Here is a 19,848-nt window from a genome sequence, read left to right as displayed (position 1 = left end):
CGTTTCGAGACGGGGCTAGGTTTCGAGGCATGGCTTCCACGCACGGTGCCCACGGCATCCTGGTCGCGTCCAACCGCGGCCCGATCAGCTATCAGACCCAGGACGACGGCTCGCTGACGGCCCGGCGCGGCGGCGGCGGGCTCGTCTCCGGGCTCTCGGCGATCGGGCCGGACGCGGACGCGCTGTGGGTGTGCGCGGCCCTCGGCGACGGCGACCGCGAGGCGGTCCGGCGCGGGGTCGGCGAGGACGGCGTGCGGATGCTGGACATCGACGCCGAGGTGCACGCCGAGGCGTACAACGGCATCGCCAACTCCGTGCTGTGGTTCGTGCACCACATGCTCTACCAGACCCCGCTGGAGCCGGTCTTCGACGCGGAGTTCCGCCGCCGGTGGGAGGCGTACCGCGCCTACAACGGCGCCTTCGCCGAGGCGCTGGCCGAGGAGGCCGCCGAGGGCGCCTCGGTGCTGGTCCAGGACTACCACCTGTGCCTGGTGCCGGGGATGCTCCGGGTCCTCCGCCCCGACCTGCGCATCGGCCACTTCTCCCACACGCCGTGGGCACCCGTCGACTACTTCCGGATGCTGCCCGACGACATCCGCGCCGAGCTGCTGGACGGCATGCTCGGCGCCGACCGGCTGGCCTTCCTCACCTGGCGCTGGGCGACGGCCTTCCTGGACTGCGCGGCGGAGATCGACCCCGGGCGCTACCGGGTGGCCCCGGCCTCGGGGACGACTCCCCCGGCGGTCGAGCACCTGGACGGCGCCGCGCCCGGCCGGACCCGCGTCGGCGTGCACGGCCTCGGCGCGGACGCGGAGTTCCTGCGCGCCCGCTCGCACGAGGACGACGTCGCCGAGCGGATGGCCGCGCTGCGCGAGGAGATCGGCGCGGGCCGCCGGACGATCGTGCGCGTCGACCGGACCGAGCTGTCGAAGAACATCGTGCGCGGGCTGCTGGCCTACCGGCAGCTGCTCGACGACCATCCGGAGTGGCACGAGCGCGTGGTGCACGTGGCGTTCGCCTATCCCTCGCGGCAGGACCTCGCGGTCTACCGGGACTACACCGCCGAGGTGCAGCGGGTCGCCGAGGAGATCAACTCCCGCTACGGGACGCCGGACTGGACCCCGGTCGTGCTGCACGTGAAGGACGACTTCGCCCGCTCCCTGGCCGCCTACCGGCTGGCCGACGTGGCCCTCGTCAACCCCATCAGGGACGGCATGAACCTGGTCGCGAAGGAGGTCCCGGTCGTCTCCGACGAGGGCTGCGCGCTGGTGCTGTCCCGGGAGGCGGGGGCCTACGAGGAGCTGGGCGACGACGCGATCCGGGTGAACCCCTACGACGTCGTCGGCACCGCGCGGGCGCTGCACGAGGCGCTGACCATGCAGCCGGGCGAACGGGCCGAGCGCACCAAGCGGCTGGTCGCCGCGGCGACCGCGCTGCCGCCGGCCCGGTGGTTCCTGGACCAGCTGGAGGCGCTGCGGTCCTGACCGCGGCCGGCCCGAAGGCGAACCCGTCGGCCGCGGGCCGGGCTCTCGCGGCCCGGCCCGCGGCCGACGTCGGGTGCGCTCAGGCCAGCCGGTCCGCGAGGGCGGCGAGCAGGTCCACGACCCCGGCCGGGCCGTCGACGACCAGGTCGGCGCGCTCGGCGAGTTCGCCGACCTCGGGGGTACCGCTGCACACCAGCAGCCCGGCGACGCCGTCGGAGCGGAGTTTGTCGACGGCGGCGAACGCGGGAAGGTCGCCCAGGTCGTCCCCGGCGTAGAGGACGGCCTCGGCGCCGGTCCGCCGGACGTGGTCGAGGAGCGCGACGCCCTTGTCCATGCCGGGCGGGCGCAGCTCCAGGACCATCCGGCCGGGCTCGACGATCAGTCCGTGCCGGCCGGCGAGGTCGGCGAGGGGTTCGCGCAGCGCCTCGAAGGCGGCCTGCGGGTGGTCGGCGCGCCGCGTGTGCACGGCGAGCGCGCGGCCCTTTTCCTCGATCCAGGTGCCGTGCCAGGCGCCGATCCGGTCGAGGAATCCGGGGAGTTCGGCTCGGACGGCGGCGACTCCGGGGTGCGGGGCCGGCGCGGTGACCTCGCCGGAGACCGCGTCCCAGCGTTCGGCGCCGTAGTGGCCGAGGACGACGAGGTGCTCCAGTCCGGGAACACCGGCGAAGCCTCCGTGCCGGACGGCGACGCCCGGCGGCCGGCCGGTGATGACGGCGACGGAGGCGACCTTCGGGGCGAGTGCCGCGATGGCGGGGACGGCGCCGGGGTGCGCGCGGGCCTGGTCGGGGTCGGGGACGATGGGGGCGAGGGTCCCGTCGAAGTCGAGTGCGACGACCGTCCGGGAGGGGCGGGAGAGGATCGCCTCCAGACCGTCGCGCCCGGCGGGGGTCACCGGGGCCGGCAGGGGGTCCTTGGATTCGGGGTGGCTGCCCATGGGGCGACCCTATCCGGGTCCGGGCGGGCCCACCCGCGACTCCCGGCCGGGCGGGGCCGCGGGAGGGGTGACCGCCCGCGGCGGGCGGTCAGCGCTCCGCGCGGCGGGCCTCCCGAACCCGGCGCAGCCGGTTCACCGTCACCGGGTCGTGCGCGAGGGCCCTGGGGTCGTCGAGCAGCGCGTTCAGCAGCTGGTAGTAGCGGACCGGGGCGATGCCCAGCTGTTCGCGTATCGCGCGCTCCTTGGCGCCGGGGCCGGCGAAGCCCCGGCGCTCCAGGGCGAGGACGCGCTGTTCCCGTGCCGGCAGCTCTTCCATGGACAGCACGGTAGCGCCCGGCACCGGCGTCCCGCCCGCCCGCGTCGCCGCGGCGAACGCCGCCCGCCGCGGCACCGGTGCCGTGACCGGCAGGGTCCGCCTGAGGGCTCGCGGCGTCCGGTGCGGCGCCGTGCCGTGCCGGGCGCCACGAGCCGGAGACCCCTGCGGTCACCGCACTAGCCCTCGTTGTTGTCCGCCAGGGTGGCGCTGGACTGGAGGTCGCCCAGGACCTCGGCCGGGGAGCCGCCGGGGCTGACGGCCTTGGCGATGTTGCTCTTCACGTCGGCGCTGACGCCGGCCCAGGAGGTCTTGCCGACCGGGTAGAGCTGGGAGCTGGGGAGCTGGGCGAGGAAGGGCTCCAGGTCCTTGTCCCTCTTGTCCCCGGCCATCGCGTCCGACGCGGAGGCGGTGACGGGCAGCAGACCGTACGTGCGGGAGAAGGCCAGGACGTTCTTGTCCTGGTAGACGTAGTCGAGGAAGTCGCCGATCCGGTCGGCGTTGCCGTTCTTCCTGAACGCCATCATCCAGTCGGCGACGCCCATGGTCGCCTTCGACCGGCCGTCGACGCCGGGCATCGGGACCATGCCGAACTTCACGCCCTTGCTCGCGGCCTGCTGCATCAGCGTCGGGTGCCCGACGAGCATGCCGACGTCACCGCGGGTGAACGCGGTGAAGGCCTCCGCGCGGTTCAGCTTGGCAGGTGCGACGGGTCCGGTGAGCCCCTTGGCGACCAGTTCGTCCTTGATCCAGGAGAACGTGTGAACGTTCTGGGCGGAGTCGATGGAGTACGAGCCGAGGTCGTCCGTGTAGCCGGTGCCGCCGCCGCTCAGCATCCACTGCATGGTCTCCGCCTGGGCCTCCTCGGGGCCCAGCGGCAGCGCGTAGGGGAACTTCACGCCCTCGGCCTTCAGCGCCCGGGCGTCGGAGGCGAGCTCGTCCCACGTCGTCGGCGGGGTGATGCCGGCCTCGGAGAACAGTGTCTTGTTGTAGAAGAGCAACCGTGTGGAGGAGGCGAAGGGCAGGCCGTACTGCGTCTGCTTGACCTTCCCGGCGTCCGCGAGCCGGGAGACGAAGTTGGCCTGCACGGGTATGGAGAGCAGGTCGTCGGCCTTGTAGAGCCGCCCCTTGGCCGCGTAGTCGGCGTACGCGCCGATCTGCGCCATGTCGGGGGCGTGGCCCGCCGTGACCATCTCGCGGACCTTGCGGTCCACGTCGGTCCAGGGGTAGACGCTGACGTCGACCTTGGTCCCGGGGTGCGCGGACTCGTAGGCGCCGGCGAGCTCGTCCCAGTACTTCCGGGAGCTGGTGGCCTTCGAGTCGCCGTAGTCGGCGGCGACGAGTCTGAGGGTCACGTCGGAGGAGTCGCCGGGGCCGCCGCAGCCGGCGAGGACCGCCGTCATGCCGAGGGCCGAGACCGCCGCGATCATTGCCGTTCTGCGCCGCTGCACCGCTTGCTCTCCCCAGCCCCTGAGCCCGTAAGGCCACTTGGTTTGCTTCTGCGTCCGTTGCATCCGTCTCGGGATGCGGATTCAAGGTCTACACCACGTGAGTGGACTAGACCTCTCCTGGGGTAAGGGGCGACACTGTCCCCCGTGAGACATGTCATCGCCCTCGATGTGGGCGGCACCGGGATGAAGGCGGCCCTCGTCGGGGTCGACGCCGGACCCGCCGCCGGCCACCCCGGCGCGCCACCGCCGCAGGCCCCCGAGCACCCCGTGCTGCTGCACCAGGCCCGGCGGGCCACCGGCCGCGAGCGCGGGCCCGAGGCCGTCGTCGACGCCATCCTCGACTTCGCCGCCGAGCTGCGCGCCCACGGCGAGGAGCACTTCGGGCAGAGCGCCCTGGCGGCCGGCGTCGCGGTCCCCGGCATCGTGGACGCCCGGAACGGTGTCGCCGTCTACGCCGCCAACCTCGGCTGGCGCGACGTCCCGCTGCGCCGGCTGCTCGGCGAGCGGCTCGGCGGGGTGCCCGTCGCGCTCGGGCACGACGTGCGCACCGGGGGGCTCGCCGAGGGACGCATCGGCGCCGGACGGGGCGCGGACCGCTTCCTGTTCGTGCCGCTGGGCACCGGCATAGCGGGCGCCATCGGCATCGACGGCGGCGTCGAGGAGGGCGCGCACGGCTTCGCCGGGGAGATCGGCCACATCGTGGTCCGTCCCGGTGGCATCCCCTGCCCCTGCGGCCAGCACGGCTGCCTGGAGCGGTACGCCTCCGCGGCGGCCGTCAGCCAGGCGTGGGCCGCCGCCTCCGGCGACCCGGCGGCGGACGCCGCCGACTGCGCCCGGGCCGTCGCGTCGGGCGACCCGCGGGCCAGCGCCGTGTGGCAGGACGCCGTCGACGCGCTCGCGGACGGCCTGGTCACCGCGCTCACCCTGCTGGACCCGCGCACGCTGATCATCGGTGGCGGACTGGCGGAGGCCGGGGAAACCTTGTTCACACCGCTGCGCGCCGCGGTCGAACGCCGCGTCACCTTCCAGAAACTGCCGTCCGTCGTCCCCGCCGCCCTCGGGGACACCGCCGGATGCCTCGGTGCCGGGCTCCTCGCCCGGGACCTCCTGCACGCCACCCTTACGACTCCCCGGAGGTAACCGCCCGATGGCTCCCAGCAAGGTTCTCGCCGGTGCCCGGGTGGTCCTGCCCACCGGGACCGTGACCGACGGCCGCGTCATCGTCGACGGCCCGCGCATCGTCGGGAGCGCTCCCGACGACGCCGACGTCCTCGACCTGTCCGGCCACTGGCTGGTCCCCGGCTTCGTCGACATCCACAACCACGGCGGCGGCGGCGCGTCGTTCACCTCCGGCTCGGTCGAGGACGTCCTGCGCGGCATCCACACCCACCGCCTGCACGGCACCACCACCCTGGTCGCCTCCACCGTCACCGGCGACATGGACGGCCTCGCCCAGCGCGCCGGGATGCTCTCCGAACTCGCCGAGCAGGGCGACCTCGCGGGCATCCACTTCGAGGGGCCGTTCATCTCGCCCTGCCGCAAGGGCGCGCACTCCGAGGCGCTGCTGCGCGACCCGGACCCCGCCGACGTCCGCAAGCTGGTCGACGCGGCCCGCGGCCACGCCGCCATGGTCACGCTCGCCACCGAACTGCCCGGCGGGCTGGACTCCGTACGGCTGCTCGCCGAGCACGGGGTGATCGCCGCGATCGGCCACACGGACGCGACGTACGAGCAGACGCAGCAGGCCATCGACGCGGGCGCGACCGTGGCGACCCACCTGTTCAACGCGATGCCGCCGCTCGGGCACCGCGCGCCCGGCCCGATCGCCGCCCTGCTGGAGGACGAGCGGGTCACCGTCGAGCTGATCAACGACGGCACCCATCTGCACCCCGCCTCACTGGAACTGGCGTTCCATCACGCGGGCGCGGGCCGGGTCGCCCTCATCACCGACGCGATGGACGCGGCCGGCTTCGGCGACGGCCGCTACATGCTCGGCCCGCTGGAGGTCGAGGTCGCCGACGGGGTCGCCCGGCTGGTCGAGGGCGGTTCGATCGCGGGTTCCACGCTCACCCTGGACCGCGCGTTCCGGCGCGCGGTCACCGTCGACCGGCTGCCGGTCGGGGACGTCGTGGAGGCCATCTCCGCCGTCCCGGCCCGGCTGCTGGGCCTGGACGACCGCAAGGGCTCGCTGGAGACCGGCAAGGACGCGGACCTGGTGGTGCTCGACGCGGACTTCGCGCTGAAGGGCGTGATGCGCGGCGGCGCCTGGGTGGTCGATCCTCAACTGGGCTGATTCGCCCCTTTGTCGAGAGCGGCGGTCGGCCGGGGGACTGGGCCGACCGCCGGTGTCTTTGGCATGATCGTGCCTCCGGAACCACCGGCGGGCGCCCATCCGGGGCGCCCGTGCCGCACCACGCTCGGGGGAGGTCGTCGCAGGTGATCCTCACGGTCACGCTGAACACCGCTCTCGACATCACCTACCGCGTACGGTCCCTGCGCCCGCACGCCTCGCACCGGGTGAGCGAGGTGGCCGAACGCCCGGGCGGCAAGGGCCTGAACGTCGGCCGGGTGCTCGCCGCCCTCGGCCACGACGTGACCGTCACTGGGTTCGCCGGCGGCGCCACCGGCGACACGGTGCGCGAGCGGCTCGCCGGCCTGCCCCGGGTGCGGGACGCGCTCGTCCCCGTCGCCGGAGCGACCCGCCGCACGATAGCCGTGGTCGACGCCACGACCGGCGACACGACCCAACTCAACGAACCGGGGCCGCAGATAGCCCCCGCCGAGTGGTCGGCCCTCCTGGAGACCTACGAGCGGCTGCTGGAGTCCGCCTCCGCGGTGGCCCTGTGCGGCAGCCTGCCGCCCGGGGTACCGGTCGGCGCCTACGCCCAACTCGTGCGCACCGCCCGCGCGCTGGCCGTGCCGGTGCTGCTCGACACGAGCGGGGAGCCGCTGCGGCGCGGCGTCGCCGCCCGCCCCGACATCGTCAAGCCGAACGCCGAGGAACTCGCCGAACTCACCGGCTCCCACGAGCCGTTGCAGGCCGCCCGCAACGCCCGCCGGCGCGGCGCGCACGCGGTGGTGGCCTCGCTGGGCCCCCGGGGGCTGCTGGCCCACACCCCGGACGGCCACTGGCGGGCCACGCCGCCGGCACCCGCTCGCGGCAATCCGACCGGCGCGGGCGACTCGGCGGTCGCCGGCCTGCTGTCGGGGCTGGTCGAGCGGATGCCCTGGCCGGACCGGCTGGCCCGCGCGGTCGCCCTGTCGGCGGCGACGGTCGCCGCGCCCACGGCGGGCGACGTCGACCTCCCCTGCTACGAGCGGCTGCTTACGGAGGTCACGGTGACGGCGGAGGCCGCCGCGGCATGACGCCGCGGGCCGTCCGGCACCCGCGGGGCGGGCGACCGCGGCACCGTCCCTCCCGGCCGCACGGCGCCGGGGCCCGGACGTGCGGGCGGGGGCGGGCGGATCGGGCGGTTGGGACAGCGGAAACCGGTCCCGGCAGGCCCGTTCGCCCGCCGGGGAGCGGCGCCGGGGGCGCGTTGCGAACGTCCCGTCGTCCGCCCGGAGGGCGGCGGCCGGAACGTGCGCAGCACGCTCCAGCCCCTAGTCCTTGACCTGGCCCTTCTTCAGCGTGAGCTGGTCGAGCAGCACGTTGCAGCTGTCGCCGTCCCCGCAGGAGACGGTGATCGTGTTGGTGCCCTTGCTGAGGCTCGGGTAGGCGTACGTCGTCGTCCAGCCCTTGGCGAAGTCGCCGTCGGCGGCGTTGGCGTAGTTCTTCATGCTGAGCTTGGAGCCGAAGGTCTTGCCGTTGACGGTCAGCGTCATCGACTGGTCGGCGCCGGGCACGCTGTAGCGCGCGAACAGAGTGTAGGCGCCGTCGCTGGGGACGCCGTCGACCTTCCAGGTGACCGAGGCGCCCGGGTTGTTCAGGCCGGCCACGTAGACCCCGCCGTCGGACTCGGCGCCCTCGACGTCGGAGGCGGTGCTCACGCCGGTGCCGAGGTTCAGCGCCTTCGCGTCGATCTCCTTCGGCTCCATGGAGCCGTCCGGCTCCTCGGAGGCCGACGGGCTCGGGGAGCTGCTCTGCGAGGCCGCCGGGGTCGGGTCCGCCGCCTGGTCGTTCTTGTCGTCGTCCCCGCCGCTGCCGACCATGGCGACGCCGATGCCGATCACGACCGCGGCGACCACCGCGATCGCGCCGATGAGCAGGCCCTTGGTGTTCGGACCCCCCGGGCGCCGGCCGCCGTCCCCCTGCCCCGGCATGGGCGACCGCGTGGTGACGGGTCCGCCCGGCATCGTCTCGGGGGCCGCGTAGTGCGCGTTCGGCTGGTGGTAACCCTGCTGCTGCGGCACCTGGCCGTAGGCGGCGGTGGGCGCCGTCTGATGGTGCTGAGCGGTCTGCTGCTGGCCGTACTGGCGCTCGCCGACGGCCCGGACCCGGTTCACCGAACCGGGGTAGCCGTAGCCGCCGCCTCCTCCGGACGGCGGGGTGGCTCCGTTGGCCTGACCGTCGGCGTACAGGTAGCCGAACGGGTCGTCGTCCTCGGGCGTGCTCGCGCCGTTGTTGCCGGGCGTCATCCCTTGGTCTCCTCAGCGGGTGCGGTGCGGATGCGGTGGGTGGATGAAGGGCGAGCCTACCCGCTCTCACTGGGCCAAACGGGGGGCCTTCCCGGCACCAACTCGCTGACCTGGGGTTATCCCGCGCGCCTGTGTTGTTTCGGACGTGATCGTTTCTCGACGTACATCCGCTCGTCAGCGGATTTCAACACCTCGTCCGCCGTCATGCCGCAGTGCGCCCAGCCGATGCCGAAGCTGGCGCCGACCCGGACGGCCCGGCCGTCGACCCGGATGGGCGGGATGATCGCGTTCCGCAGCCGGACGGCGAGGTCCTGGGCGTCCGCCCGGCCGAGGCCGTCGGCGAGCACCACGAACTCGTCCCCGCCGAGCCGGGCCACCGTGTCGCCGTCCCGGACGCCGTGGGTGAGCCGGCGGGCGACCTCGATGAGCACCTCGTCCCCGGCGTTGTGCCCGAACCGGTCGTTGATCGACTTGAAGCCGTCGAGGTCGCAGAAGAGCACCGCGAGACCCTTGGTCCCGTCGTCCGTCTCCCCCTCGGGGGCGACGGTGTGCACGTGGTGGTCGAAGGCGTCGAAGGGCTCGGGGACGGCGGGGAAGTCGAAGCCGTGGCCGTCGAAGGCCGGATGGCCGTCGGGGGCGGCGCCCGCCGGCTGCGCGAGCTCCCCGTGCCCGTAGGCCGCGTCCAGCGCGGCGACCGCGCCCGGCGGCAGGGCCTGCGGGCGGGCGCAGAGCCGGGCGCTGAGCCGGGAGCGCAGTTCGGCGGAGTTGGGCAGGCCGGTCAGCGCGTCGTGCGAGGCGCGGTGCGCGAGCTGGAGCTCCCGCCGCTTGCGCTCCTCTATGTCCTCGACATGGGTCAGCAGGAAGCGCGGGCCGTCGGCGGTGTCCGCGACGACGGAGTTGCGCAGGTGGACCCAGACGTAGGTGCCGTCGCGGCGCCCGAGCCGCAGCTCGGCCCGGCCGCCCTCGGCCGAGGTGCGCAGCAGGGTGCCGATGTCCTCGGGGTGGACGAGGTCGGAGAAGGAGTAGCGGCGCATCACGGAGGCCGGCCGCCCCAGCAGCCGGCACAGCGCGTCGTTGGTGCGCAGGATGCGGCCGTGCTGGTCGCCGCCCAGCTCGGCGATCGCCATGCCGGAGGGGGCGTACTCGAAGGCCTGGCGGAAGGACTCCTCGCTGGCCCGCAGGGCCTGCTGCTCGCGCTCCAGGCGGACCAGGGCGCGCTGCATGTTGGCGCGCAGCCGCGCGTTGCTGATCGCGATGGCGGCCTGGAAGGCGTACATCTGGAGCGCCTCGCGGCCCCAGGCGCCGGGCCGGCGGCCGTTGCGCGGCCGGTCCACGGACAGCACGCCGATCAGCTCGCCGCGCCCGCCGCCCGAGACGCTCGGCGTGTACATGGGCGCGAAGAGGCGGTCGGAGGGGTGCCACTCGTCCTCGAAGCGGGGCGCGGGACCGTCGGTGTACCACTGCGGTACGTCGTCCTCGTCGAGCACCCAGCCCTCGGTGTGCGGTATGAACCGCAGGTCGCCCCAGCCCTCGCCCATGGTGAGCCGCCGCTCCCAGGAGGCGCGGGAGCCCACCCGGCCGGTGATGAGCGCCTCGGCGGCGGAGTTGCCGGCCAGGGCGGCGGCGACGAGGTCGCCGTCGGGGCGTACGAGATTGACGCAGGCCAGCTCGTAGCCGAGCCCGGTGACCACTCCGTCGGCGACGGTCTGCAGCGTGTCGGCCAGGCTGCGGGCGGTGTTCATGTCCGCCATCACCTGGTGCAGTTGCCGCAGGGTCGCAAGACGGACGTAGGGCTCCGACTCGGTCTCCATTCGCCCTCCCCTCGAGACCTCGCAGCAACTCCAGGGTTCTCGCGGCGTACTGGGTGCTCTTCGGTGCTCTGCTGACACCGGCCTCGGCGGCCGGGCGGTGCGCGCCGCGAGTCCTCGCGGCGTACTGCTTGGTAGCTTCCTGATGCGGCGTCCCCGCCACTGAATCACAGCGCGCTCTCCACCCGGTACACAGGGTCAACAAAATATGGCTCCTGTGACTCAAGTCACAGCGGAAGATGAGCAATTGGGTGGAGATTCTGCATTTCAGCGGGCGTTTATCGACCGCATTGTCTGTCTGGCGTGCAGACCGTGTGCCCGCTTGTGTCCACGGGATGAGCAGGGCTGAGCGTACGGCCTCGAAGGCCCGGCGGTCGCCTCGGCGCCGCCATCGCGTCTCCCCCTCCCCCGTTCCCCTCCGCCTTCCTCTGCCTCTCCCCGCCTTCCTCGGTCCACGGTCCTAGGTCCCGGCTCGGACCGGGGTCCGATGCGCGGCTCCGGGGGCGGAGACTAGCGTTTCGGGCGTGCTCACGACTTCCTCCGCCTCCCCGCCCACCCCGTCCGTGCATGCTGAGGGGGTGAGCAACGACGAGTTCCGCGCCGCCATGTCCCGGCTGGCCTCGGGTGTGGTCCTGGTGACCGCGCGCGAGCCCGCGCTGTCCGACGACGGACCGCGCGGCGAGGACGTCGGCATGACCGCGACGGCCTTCCTGTCCGTGTCCCTGGACCCGCCGCTCGTGATGGTCAGCCTGCGCGAGGGCTCCCGGATGGACGACCTGCTCGACGAGCAGCCGCTGTGGGGGGTGTCCGTGCTGTCGGAGAGCCAGCGCCACATCGCGGGCCGCTTCGCGATGAAGGGCCGCGTCAGCGACCGGCTGCTGTTCGAGGACGTCCCGCACGAGCGCGGCGAGGCGTCCGGCGCCCTGCTGATGGGCGGCTGCCTGGCGACCCTGGAGTGCCGCACCGAGCAGCGGGTGCCCGCGGGCGACCACACGCTCGTCATCGGCCGCGTCCTGACCGCCCGGGTGCCGAGCGCGGACGGCGGCCCGCTGACGTACTTCCGGGGCCGCTACCGGCAGCTGGGCTGACCGAACCCCGGCGGGCCCCGCGCACCGGGGCGCCGGCCCTACCCCCAGTCCCGCCCGGTACGGCCGCGCTTGGTGTCCGAGCGCTGCTTCTTCTCGCGCAGCCGCCGCTCGTTGATCCCCCGGGGGACGCGGGTGGGGCGGCGCGGCTTGGGCGGCGGGGCGGTGGCCTCGGCCAGCAGCGCGGCGAGCCGCACGGCCGCCGTCTCGCGGTTGCGCCACTGGGAGCGGTGCTCGGAGGACCGGACGCTGACGACCCCGTCGACGAGCCGGCCCGCCAGCCGGGCCAGCGCGCGCTCCTTCCACACGGCCGGCAGGGACTCGGTGCGCTCGAGGTCGAAGCGCAGCTCGACCTGGGAGTCACTGGTGTTGACGTGCTGCCCGCCCGGGCCGCCGGAGCGCGAGAAACGCCACAGCAGCTCGGCCTCGGGCAGGCAGACGGAGCCGCGGATGACATAGGGACCGGACATGCGTCCATGGTCCCGTGCCCGGCCGCTTCCCGACACCCCTTTTCCACCGCCGCCCCGGCGGTCGCGGCCGTCCGGGTAAAGAAAGCAAAGACAGGCGGAACCTGGGGGACCCCTCTCGGCGTTCCTACGGGTGACGGTAGCTTCGTCCCCAGTACGAAGCCCGTAGCAACGAGGGAAGGGACTCCCAACAATGGCTGTAAGCCTGTCCAAGGGTGGCAATGTCTCGCTCACCAAGGAGGCTCCGGGCCTGACCGCCGTCACCGTGGGCCTCGGCTGGGACGTCCGGACGACCACGGGCACCGACTTCGACCTCGACGCCTCGGCCATCGCGGTCAACACCCAGGGCAAGGTCTACTCGGACGCCCACTTCGTCTTCTTCAACAACAAGCAGACCCCGGACCAGACCATCGTCCACACCGGTGACAACCGCACCGGCGAGGGCGAGGGCGACGACGAGGCGATCAACGTCAACCTCGCGGGCCTGCCCGCGGACGTCGAGAAGATCGTCTTCCCGGTCTCGATCTACGACGCGGAGAACCGCTCGCAGAACTTCGGCCAGGTCCGCAACGCCTACATCCGCATCGTGAACCAGGCGGGCGGCGCGGAGATCGCCCGCTACGACCTCTCCGAGGACGCGGCGACCGAGACCGCGATGGTCTTCGGCGAGCTCTACCGCAACGGCGCGGAGTGGAAGTTCCGCGCCGTCGGCCAGGGCTACGCCTCGGGCCTCGTGGGCATCGCGCAGGACTTCGGCGTCAGCGTCTGACCCAGGCGCACGACGGGAGGAGCCCCCGGCACGCCGCCGGGAGCTCCTCCCGTGCCCGCTCCGGGCGCCGGTTCACGGCCGGCGGGGCCGGCCCGCGCCGTGCAGCCAGTCGTCCCACACCGGGCCGAAGTCCCGGTCCGGCGCGGCCTTCTCGACGTACGCCGTGAAGTCGGCGGTGTCGGCGTTGCGGTGGCGGTACCGGGCGGCCCAGCCCCGCACGATGCGGCGGAAGGCGGCGTCGCCCACCAGCTCACGGATCGTGTGCAGGACCATCGCGCCCCGGTAGTAGACCGGCGGGTCGGAGATGTGCGCGGCGTCCGGCGGGTCGGCGGGCGGGAAGGCCCAGACCTGGGCGTTGTCGGCCGGTTCACGGTAGTCGCCCCGGTAGAGCGCCCGGAAGATCTCGTCGGCGGTGTCGCCGCCGTGCTCCTCCTGCCACAGCCACTCGGCGTAGGTGGCGAACCCCTCGTTGAGCCACATGTCCCGCCAGGACTTCGGGGTGACCGAGTCGCCGAACCACTGGTGGGCCAGTTCGTGCACGAGGGTCCCGGTGTCGGGGGCGCCGGGGAAGACGGGCCGGTTCTGGGTCTCCAGGGCGTAGCCCGCGTCGCCGGGGCGGTCCACGATCGCCCCGGTGGAGGAGAAGGGGTAGGGCCCGAAGGTGTCCTCCTCCCAGTCGACGATCCCGGGCAGACCCGCGAGGACCTTCCCCGCGTCCTTCGCCTCGGTGGGGTCCACCGCCGTGTAGACGGGCAGGCCCCGGCGCGTGGCCGAGCGGGTGACGGTGTAGCGGCCGATCGCGAGGGTGGCGACGTAGCTCGCCATCGGTTCGGCGGTGTGCCACACGTAGGTGGTGCGGCCGTTCACCGTCGTCGTGCTCGTCAACTCCCCGTTGGACACCGCCGTGAGACCCTCGGGAACGGTGATCCGGACGTCGTAGGCGGCCTTGTCGGCGGGGTGGTGGTCGCCGGGGAACCACGCCATCGACCCGGTCGGCTCGCCGAGGCCGAGGGCGCCGTCGGCGGTGGGCAGCCAGCCTTCCTCGGAGCCGTCCGGGTCGGTGATCGTCCGGGGGCTGCCGGCGTAGCGGACGGCCGTGCGGAACGTCCGCCCCTCGGGGAGACCGTCGCGCGGACGCACGGTCAGCTCCTGCCCGCTGCGGCTCCACCGGGCGCGCCGGCCCTGCACGGTGACGTCGGTGACGTCCATCCCGAGCAGGTCGAGGTGGAAGGCGTCGAGGTCCTGTCCGGCCCGCGCGGTGATCTCCGCGGTGCCCGTGAGCCGGTTGCCCCGGGGCTCCCAGGCCAGCGTCAGCCCGTAGTGCGTGACGTCGTAGCCGCCGTTGCCCGACCTCGGGAAGTAGGGGTCGCCCACCCCGGCCGCACCGGGCCCGCCGTGCCCCCCGCCCCCGCCGCAGGCGGTCAGCCCGAGGACGAGCGTGAGGACCAGGCCGAGCGGGGGGACGGCGCGACGTCGGGGCACCTTCCCGATCGTAGGCGGGGTGGGGCCGGGAGCGTGACACCATCGTCTGCGTGCTCGACATCGGCTACGCCCTCTCCAACCGCTTCCCCGACCCTCCGCAGACCGACTACCGCCGTGCGGACGTCCACGCGCTGCGGCACGACCTGTTCTGCGGTGACGTCTACCTCGCCGACACCAGGGCGGACCGGGAGGTGTCCACGGGCTGGGGCTGGGTGCCGGTGCTCGACTTCGCGTGGGCGCTGTGCGACATCGTCGAGCGGCTCGACCGGGACCCGCTGGGCAGCCGTGCCTCCCGGCCCCAGCAGGCGGAGCTGGACTTCACCGAGTCCACCGACCGGATGCTCTTCGAGCGGCGGTTCGGCTGGGTGGACATCGAGGCCGACTGGATGCCGCGCGAGGAGGAGCCGCTGACGTTCTCCTTCACCGTGCTGCGCCGCGAGGCCCGCGACTTCCTGCACGACCTGCTGGCCGACCTGACGGACCTGCACGACGACCTGGCCGAGAACCCGGCGATCTGGACGCTCCAGGCGCGCTTCCCGCGCGTCTGACGACCCCGCCCGCGGGCGGCAGGCCGCGACCCCGGGCACCGGCGGCCCTGCCGCCCCTCCCCCTCCCTCAACGACCCGGCACCCGGCACCCGGCACCCGGCACCCGGCACCCGGCACCCGGCACCCGGCACCCGGCACCCGGCACCCGGCACCCGGCACCCGGCGGACCCTAGGGACCCTCCACCCGGACGCCCAGTGCGGCGGCCAGCACCGGGGCGAGGTCCAGGAGTTGGGCGGTGCCGATGACCGCGCCGGCGAGGCGGTCCGCGCCCCGCGCGATGTCCAGTCCGGCCGCGCCCCGCAGATCGACGTCCGTCAGGGTCGCCCCGGTGAGGTCCGCCCCCTTCAGCACGCAGTCCGTGAACTCCACCCGCTCCAGGCGCGCCCCGCCGAAGTCCGGCTCGACCAGCACGCACCCCTCGAAGACGACGTCCTTCAGCCGCGCCGAGCGCAGGTTCAGGAAGTCGATCTTGCCGCCGCGCACCACGACCCGCTCCAGCACCGAGCCGTGCAGCTGTGTGCCGCCGAGCCGCGCCTCGACCAGTTCGACGTCGCGCAGCATCGCCTCGGAGAGGTCGGTGCCCACGCCTCTCGCCCCCGTCAGGACGCAGTCCAGCACGCGGGCGTGGCGCAGCCGCGTCTCGTCCAGCGCGCAGCCCGTCAGCGCGCAGTCCATGAATCGGGCTCCCCCGCCGTCCTGGCCGGCGAGGTCCGCCTCCCGGAACTCCAGGCCGTCGTAGTCGCCGTCCGGCTCCAGCTCCCCGCCGGTGTACGGCTCCAGCGGGGGCAGCCGCACCTCCGGCCGCCTCGCCGCCTTCACGCCGGGCGCCGCCCGACCCGCCGCCCCGGCACCACCCGCGCCCGCACCTGTCCTCACCATGCGCCCCATCCTGCCCGCACCCACCGACAACCGGCGGCTCCCCGCGAGAGCCCCGTCCGGGAACGGGACGACCACCGAATCCGCACGTCCCGGTCCCGGACCGGCGACGGATTCCGCGGGCGGGCGGGCCCGGCGCGTCCGGCGACCGGCCCCGCCGGATCACGGCAGGCCCGCGGAACGCCACGACGGCGTGTGCGCGGGGGACGGCGTGTGTGCCGGGACGGCGTGCGCGCGGGGACGGCGTGTGGGGACGGCCGGGGGTACCAGGGCGAGGCCCCAAACCCCGGTGCCCGGGCCCCACGGAGACGTCCCCGCGGCCCGCCCGGCCGTCCCCCGCGTCCGGATGCGACGGGTGTCGATCCATGGTCTTCTGGGCGGGTGAGTGGCACCCGGACAGCCGAATCCACGGTCCCCGCAGGCTCCGACCCCCGCCGCTGGTGGGGTCTGGTGGTCATCGCGCTCGCCCAGTTGATGGTGGTGCTGGACGCGACCATCGTGAACATCGCGCTCCCCTCGGCGCAGCGCGCGCTCGGCATGTCGGACGGCAACCGGCAGTGGGTCATCACGGCCTACACCCTGGCCTTCGGCGGCCTGCTGCTGCTCGGCGGGCGCGTCGCCGACCTCGTGGGCCGCAAGCGGACGTTCGTCATCGGGCTGATCGGCTTCGCCGGCGCCTCGGCGCTCGGCGGCGCGGCCACCACGTCGGCCATGCTCTTCGGCGCCCGCGGGCTCCAGGGCGCTTTCGCCGCGCTGCTGGCGCCCTCCGCCCTGTCCCTGCTGACCACGACGTTCACCGATCCGAAGGAGCGCGGCAAGGCCTTCGGCATCTACGGGGCGCTGGCCGGGTCCGGGTCGGCGATCGGCTTCATCGCCGGCGGTCTGCTCACCGAGTACCTCAACTGGCGCTGGTGCCTGTACGTCAACATCCCCATCGCGGTGATCGCGGTGTTCGGCGCGTTCGCGCTGCTGCACGACCGTCCCGGCCACACCAACGTCCGGCTCGACGTGCCGGGCGCGATCCTCGGCTGCGGCGGTCTGGTGGCGATCGTCTACGGATTCAGCGAGGCGGAGCCGCGCGGCTGGTCGGACCCGCTGGTGCTGGCGCTGCTGGCGGGCGGCGTGGCGCTGCTGGCGGCGTTCGTCTGGTGGCAGAACAGGGCGCCGAGCCCCCTGCTGCCGCTGCACATCATCAAGGACCGCAACCGCGCCGGCTGCTTCCTGACGATGGGGCTCGCGGTCGTCGGCATGTTCGGCGTCTTCCTGTTCATGACCTACTACCTCCAGGTCGTCCTCGGGTACTCGCCGGTGAAGACGGGACTGGCGTTCCTGCCGCTGACGGTCGCGATCATCATCGGCTCGACGCAGATCTCCGCGCGGCTGCTGCCGCACCTGGCGCCGCGGATGCTGATGGTGCCGGGCATGATCCTCGCGGCGGCCGGCATGCTGTTCTTCACGCAGCTCACCGTCGAATCCGACTACGCGGGCGAGTTGCTGCCGGGCCTGCTCCTGCTCGGTCTGGGCATGGGCCTGACCTTCATGCCGGTCTTCGCGACGGCCACCGCGGGGGTCGCCCCGCACGACTCGGGCGTGACCTCGGCGACGGTCAACACCTCGCAGCAGGTGGGCGGCTCCATCGGCACGGCCCTGCTGAACACGATCGCCACCACGAGCACGACGGCCTACGTCGCCGCCCACCTCCGCGACCCCGCGCGGCGGGCGGCGGTCGTCCGCGAGGGGGTCGTGCACGGCTACACGGTGGCCATCTGGTGGGCCGTCGGCATCATGCTGCTGGCCGGCCTGATCGCCGGTCTCATGGTGACCGCCGGGCCGCCGCGGCACGCCCCCTCCGACACGCCGGTCCCGGAGTCGGTGGCCTGACCGGGCGGCCGGTTCAGTGCCGCCCGGCCACCCGGTCGGCGATCCGGGCGAGCCGGGACGAGCGCGTGCTCCGGCCGGCCCGTTCGCGCCGGTCGGCGGCCCGGTAGGTGGCGTACAGGCCGTGCACGCCGATCCAGCGGAACGGCTCCGGTTCCCACCGGCGGACGGTGTGGCCGACCCAGGGCAGGCCGGTCAGCCCGGTGTCCCCCGCCTCCCCCGCGTCCCGCCGTACGAGGTCGCGCAGCGTGCGGGCGGCCAGGTTGGCGGTGGCGACACCGGAGCCGACGTAGCCGCCGGCCCAGCCGAGCCCGGTCGCGTGGTCCAGGGTGACCGTGGCGCACCAGTCGCGCGGTACGCCGAGGACACCGGACCAGGCGTGGTCCACGCGCACGCCGCTCAGCGCGGGGAAGAGGCGCACGAGGATCTCGTGCAGGGCGTCGACGGTGGACTGCCCGGTGCGCCCGTCGTTGTCGGTGCGCGAGCCGAACCGGTAGGGGGCGCCGCGTCCGCCGAGGGCGATGCGGCCGTCGGCGGTGCGCTGGGCGTACATGTACGCGTGCGCCATGTCGCCCAGGGTCTCCCGGCCGTCCCAGCCGACGGCCGCCCACTGCGCGGCGGTCAGCGGCTCCGTCGCGATCATGGAGGAGTTCATCGGCAGCCAGGTGCGCCGCAGGCCCCTGAGGTTCGCGGTGAAGCCCTCCGTGCAGCGCAGGACGTAGGGTGCGCGGACGGTGCCGTGCGGGGTGACCGCCCGCCCGGGGAGGATCTCGGTCACCGGCGTCCGCTCGTGCACGGTGACCCCGAGCGCCTCGGCCGCCGCGGCGAGGCCCTTGACCAGTTTGACGGGGTGCAGCCGGGCGCCGTGCGGGGTCCAGGTCGAGCCCAGCGCGCCGGCGACGCGGACGCGCTCGGCGGTCTCCTCGGCGCCGTACAGGTCGCGGTCGCGCTCGCCGTAGGACAGCTCGTGCGCGTGGAAGGCCCTCAGGCGGGCGTACTGGGCGGGCGTGCAGGCGACTTCGAGGACACCGCCTTGGTGGATGTCGGCCTCGATGCCCTCCTGGGCGGCCACCCGGACGACCTCGCCGACCGTGTCGTTCATGGCCCGCTGGAGGCGTACCGCGGCCTCCTTGCCGTGCAGCCGCGCGTACCGGTCGCGGCCGGCGATCCCGTTGTAGAGCCAGCCGCCGTTGCGCCCGGAGGCGCCGTAGCCGCAGAACGCCTGCTCCAGGACCGTCACGCGCAGCGAGGGATCGGCCTGCTTCAGGTAGTACGCGGTCCACAGCCCGGTGTACCCGCCGCCGACCACGACGACGTCGGCGGTGGTGTCACCGGGGAGGGGTTCCCGGGGGGCGGGGAGGCCGTCGTCCGCGAACCAGAAGGAGACGCCGCCGTTCGCGGCGCTCGCTGCCGAGCTGCTCATGAGCGGGACGTTAATCCCTGAACGCGCTCACTGTCTCCTTCGGATTCCATGCTTTTCCCCGCCCTCTGACCAGCGGAAAACAGGCCAGCCCGACGAGCACGGCGGTGAAATGCCCGAGATCGGTGAAGGTCCGGCCGGTGGCGAACGGGACGCCGTAGACGGCCAGGACGACCACCAGGTACGGGTACCGCCAGGGCGTGGCGATCCGGTAGGCGAGCACGCCGACCACCCCGGCGAGGGCGTAGCTCACGCCGATGTCGAGGGTGTCGGCGGCGGACTCCGGGGCCATGCCGTGCCGGATCGCCCAGAGCAGCGCACCCTCGCTGATCAGTGTGGACAGCACGTGCGCGGCGGCGTTCACGGCGAGCCAGCGGGCCGTGCCGAGCCACCGCTCGGCCGGTGCCTGGAAGAGGGTGTACAGGACGGCGTAGGGCAGCCAGCGCCCGCCGTCGATCCACATCGCGCTCGCGAAGAGCACGCGCAGCGGGTTGCTCGACAGCTCGTGCAGGTTCGTCGAGCGCTGCCGCAGGAACTCCGCTTCGAAATCCGGCGGCATGTGGTGCATCGCGACGGTGGTGACGAACAGGACCGCCAGCCAGATGTACGTGCCCGGGGCGCGGCGCACAAATGTCCACACCCTGTGGACGGTGCGCTCACCCCGCATGGCCGGCCTCACTCATGCGAGCAGTGTCCCTTATGCACCCGGCCGCCCCCGGCCATTGCGGAGCCCTCCGCTCCGGGCGGCGGGCCC

18 protein-coding genes are annotated in these 19,848 nt (G+C 73.9%); 8 read left to right on the top strand and 10 right to left on the bottom strand.

Annotated features, from left to right (window positions below):
* The first annotated feature begins 29 nt into the window (after positions 1–29).
* Positions 30–1,484 carry a trehalose-6-phosphate synthase gene (locus ACGFS9_RS02170; protein ID WP_393249856.1) on the top strand — a complete coding sequence of 485 codons (1,455 nt, stop codon included), beginning with the start codon at positions 30–32 and terminating at the stop codon, positions 1,482–1,484.
* A gap of 79 nt (positions 1,485–1,563) precedes the next feature.
* Here ACGFS9_RS02170 and otsB read toward each other — a convergent pair whose 3' ends face one another.
* The 3 genes from otsB to ACGFS9_RS02155 form a co-directional block, all read right to left on the bottom strand.
* Complete coding sequence (gene otsB, locus ACGFS9_RS02165; protein WP_393249854.1) at positions 1,564–2,418, bottom strand: trehalose-phosphatase; 855 nt, start codon at positions 2,416–2,418, stop codon at positions 1,564–1,566.
* An 88-nt stretch (positions 2,419–2,506) separates the two neighbouring features.
* Positions 2,507–2,734, bottom strand: a complete 228-nt coding sequence (locus ACGFS9_RS02160; RefSeq protein ID WP_393249852.1) for a DUF3263 domain-containing protein — start codon at positions 2,732–2,734, stop codon at positions 2,507–2,509.
* A gap of 176 nt (positions 2,735–2,910) precedes the next feature.
* Positions 2,911–4,161, bottom strand: a complete 1,251-nt coding sequence (locus tag ACGFS9_RS02155) for an extracellular solute-binding protein (RefSeq protein WP_393250499.1) — start codon at positions 4,159–4,161, stop codon at positions 2,911–2,913.
* Positions 4,162–4,326: 165 nt separating this feature from the next.
* Between ACGFS9_RS02155 and ACGFS9_RS02150 the strand changes: the two genes are divergently transcribed.
* From ACGFS9_RS02150 to ACGFS9_RS02140, 3 genes are all read left to right on the top strand, one after another.
* Positions 4,327–5,322: an ROK family protein gene (locus ACGFS9_RS02150; protein WP_393249850.1), complete on the top strand. Its 996-nt coding sequence runs from the start codon at positions 4,327–4,329 to the stop codon at positions 5,320–5,322.
* 7 nt (positions 5,323–5,329) lie between these two features.
* Positions 5,330–6,475, top strand: a complete 1,146-nt coding sequence (gene nagA / locus ACGFS9_RS02145; RefSeq protein WP_393249848.1) for an N-acetylglucosamine-6-phosphate deacetylase — start codon at positions 5,330–5,332, stop codon at positions 6,473–6,475.
* 143 nt (positions 6,476–6,618) lie between these two features.
* The gene (locus ACGFS9_RS02140) at positions 6,619–7,548 is read left to right on the top strand and encodes a 1-phosphofructokinase family hexose kinase (protein ID WP_393249846.1); all 930 of its coding nucleotides are present in this window, start codon (positions 6,619–6,621) and stop codon (positions 7,546–7,548) included.
* 237 nt (positions 7,549–7,785) lie between these two features.
* Here the strand turns inward: ACGFS9_RS02140 and ACGFS9_RS02135 are convergent, their stop codons facing one another.
* Both ACGFS9_RS02135 and cdgB read right to left on the bottom strand, forming a co-directional pair.
* A complete protein-coding gene (locus ACGFS9_RS02135; protein ID WP_393249844.1) occupies positions 7,786–8,760 on the bottom strand; it encodes a carbohydrate-binding protein in 975 nt (324 codons plus the stop codon).
* Positions 8,761–8,876: 116 nt separating this feature from the next.
* Positions 8,877–10,571, bottom strand: a complete 1,695-nt coding sequence (gene cdgB / locus ACGFS9_RS02130; protein WP_393249842.1) for a diguanylate cyclase CdgB — start codon at positions 10,569–10,571, stop codon at positions 8,877–8,879.
* A 602-nt stretch (positions 10,572–11,173) separates the two neighbouring features.
* Here cdgB and ACGFS9_RS02125 point away from each other — a divergent pair.
* On the top strand, positions 11,174–11,656 hold the full coding sequence (locus ACGFS9_RS02125) for a flavin reductase family protein (RefSeq protein WP_393250497.1): 483 nt from the start codon (positions 11,174–11,176) through the stop codon (positions 11,654–11,656).
* 38 nt (positions 11,657–11,694) lie between these two features.
* On the opposite strand, the gene arfB is transcribed toward ACGFS9_RS02125, so the two are convergent.
* A complete protein-coding gene (arfB, locus tag ACGFS9_RS02120) occupies positions 11,695–12,123 on the bottom strand; it encodes an alternative ribosome rescue aminoacyl-tRNA hydrolase ArfB (RefSeq protein WP_393249840.1) in 429 nt (142 codons plus the stop codon).
* A 190-nt stretch (positions 12,124–12,313) separates the two neighbouring features.
* Between arfB and ACGFS9_RS02115 the strand changes: the two genes are divergently transcribed.
* On the top strand, positions 12,314–12,889 hold the full coding sequence (locus tag ACGFS9_RS02115; RefSeq protein WP_393249838.1) for a TerD family protein: 576 nt from the start codon (positions 12,314–12,316) through the stop codon (positions 12,887–12,889).
* A 72-nt stretch (positions 12,890–12,961) separates the two neighbouring features.
* Here ACGFS9_RS02115 and ACGFS9_RS02110 read toward each other — a convergent pair whose 3' ends face one another.
* Positions 12,962–14,371, bottom strand: a complete 1,410-nt coding sequence (locus ACGFS9_RS02110) for a M1 family metallopeptidase (RefSeq protein WP_393249836.1) — start codon at positions 14,369–14,371, stop codon at positions 12,962–12,964.
* Positions 14,372–14,421: 50 nt separating this feature from the next.
* Between ACGFS9_RS02110 and ACGFS9_RS02105 the strand changes: the two genes are divergently transcribed.
* Complete coding sequence (locus ACGFS9_RS02105) at positions 14,422–14,919, top strand: hypothetical protein (protein ID WP_393249834.1); 498 nt, start codon at positions 14,422–14,424, stop codon at positions 14,917–14,919.
* A gap of 169 nt (positions 14,920–15,088) precedes the next feature.
* On the opposite strand, the gene ACGFS9_RS02100 is transcribed toward ACGFS9_RS02105, so the two are convergent.
* Positions 15,089–15,799: a pentapeptide repeat-containing protein gene (locus ACGFS9_RS02100; protein ID WP_393249832.1), complete on the bottom strand. Its 711-nt coding sequence runs from the start codon at positions 15,797–15,799 to the stop codon at positions 15,089–15,091.
* A 378-nt stretch (positions 15,800–16,177) separates the two neighbouring features.
* On the opposite strand from ACGFS9_RS02100, the gene ACGFS9_RS02095 reads away from it, so the two are divergent.
* Positions 16,178–17,677, top strand: a complete 1,500-nt coding sequence (locus ACGFS9_RS02095) for a DHA2 family efflux MFS transporter permease subunit (protein ID WP_393249831.1) — start codon at positions 16,178–16,180, stop codon at positions 17,675–17,677.
* Positions 17,678–17,690: 13 nt separating this feature from the next.
* Here ACGFS9_RS02095 and ACGFS9_RS02090 read toward each other — a convergent pair whose 3' ends face one another.
* Together ACGFS9_RS02090 and ACGFS9_RS02085 are read right to left on the bottom strand one after the other, a co-directional pair.
* Positions 17,691–19,097, bottom strand: a complete 1,407-nt coding sequence (locus tag ACGFS9_RS02090; protein ID WP_393249829.1) for an NAD(P)/FAD-dependent oxidoreductase — start codon at positions 19,095–19,097, stop codon at positions 17,691–17,693.
* Between the two features lie 10 nt (positions 19,098–19,107).
* Positions 19,108–19,761 carry a rhomboid-like protein gene (locus tag ACGFS9_RS02085; RefSeq protein ID WP_393249827.1) on the bottom strand — a complete coding sequence of 218 codons (654 nt, stop codon included), beginning with the start codon at positions 19,759–19,761 and terminating at the stop codon, positions 19,108–19,110.
* Positions 19,762–19,848 lie beyond the last annotated feature (87 nt).

It is taken from the genome of Streptomyces sp. NPDC048566, assembly GCF_043199735.1.
Classification (GTDB): Bacteria; Actinomycetota; Actinomycetes; order Streptomycetales; family Streptomycetaceae; genus Streptomyces.
Note: the sequence above shows the minus strand (reverse complement) of the source record. Positions and strands in the feature narration are given on the sequence as shown.

Coding starts and splice junctions, on each gene's coding strand:
- ACGFS9_RS02115 (WP_393249838.1), top strand. CDS start 12,314: ATGGCTGTAAGCCTGTCCAAGGGTGGCAATGTCTCGCTCACCAAGGAG.
- cdgB (WP_393249842.1), bottom strand. CDS start 10,571: ATGGAGACCGAGTCGGAGCCCTACGTCCGTCTTGCGACCCTGCGGCAA.
- ACGFS9_RS02100 (WP_393249832.1), bottom strand. CDS start 15,799: ATGGTGAGGACAGGTGCGGGCGCGGGTGGTGCCGGGGCGGCGGGTCGG.
- ACGFS9_RS02135 (WP_393249844.1), bottom strand. CDS start 8,760: ATGACGCCCGGCAACAACGGCGCGAGCACGCCCGAGGACGACGACCCG.
- nagA (WP_393249848.1), top strand. CDS start 5,330: ATGGCTCCCAGCAAGGTTCTCGCCGGTGCCCGGGTGGTCCTGCCCACC.
- ACGFS9_RS02085 (WP_393249827.1), bottom strand. CDS start 19,761: ATGCGGGGTGAGCGCACCGTCCACAGGGTGTGGACATTTGTGCGCCGC.
- ACGFS9_RS02155 (WP_393250499.1), bottom strand. CDS start 4,161: ATGATCGCGGCGGTCTCGGCCCTCGGCATGACGGCGGTCCTCGCCGGC.
- otsB (WP_393249854.1), bottom strand. CDS start 2,418: ATGGGCAGCCACCCCGAATCCAAGGACCCCCTGCCGGCCCCGGTGACC.
- arfB (WP_393249840.1), bottom strand. CDS start 12,123: ATGTCCGGTCCCTATGTCATCCGCGGCTCCGTCTGCCTGCCCGAGGCC.
- ACGFS9_RS02160 (WP_393249852.1), bottom strand. CDS start 2,734: ATGGAAGAGCTGCCGGCACGGGAACAGCGCGTCCTCGCCCTGGAGCGC.
- ACGFS9_RS02170 (WP_393249856.1), top strand. CDS start 30: ATGGCTTCCACGCACGGTGCCCACGGCATCCTGGTCGCGTCCAACCGC.
- ACGFS9_RS02125 (WP_393250497.1), top strand. CDS start 11,174: ATGTCCCGGCTGGCCTCGGGTGTGGTCCTGGTGACCGCGCGCGAGCCC.
- ACGFS9_RS02090 (WP_393249829.1), bottom strand. CDS start 19,097: ATGAGCAGCTCGGCAGCGAGCGCCGCGAACGGCGGCGTCTCCTTCTGG.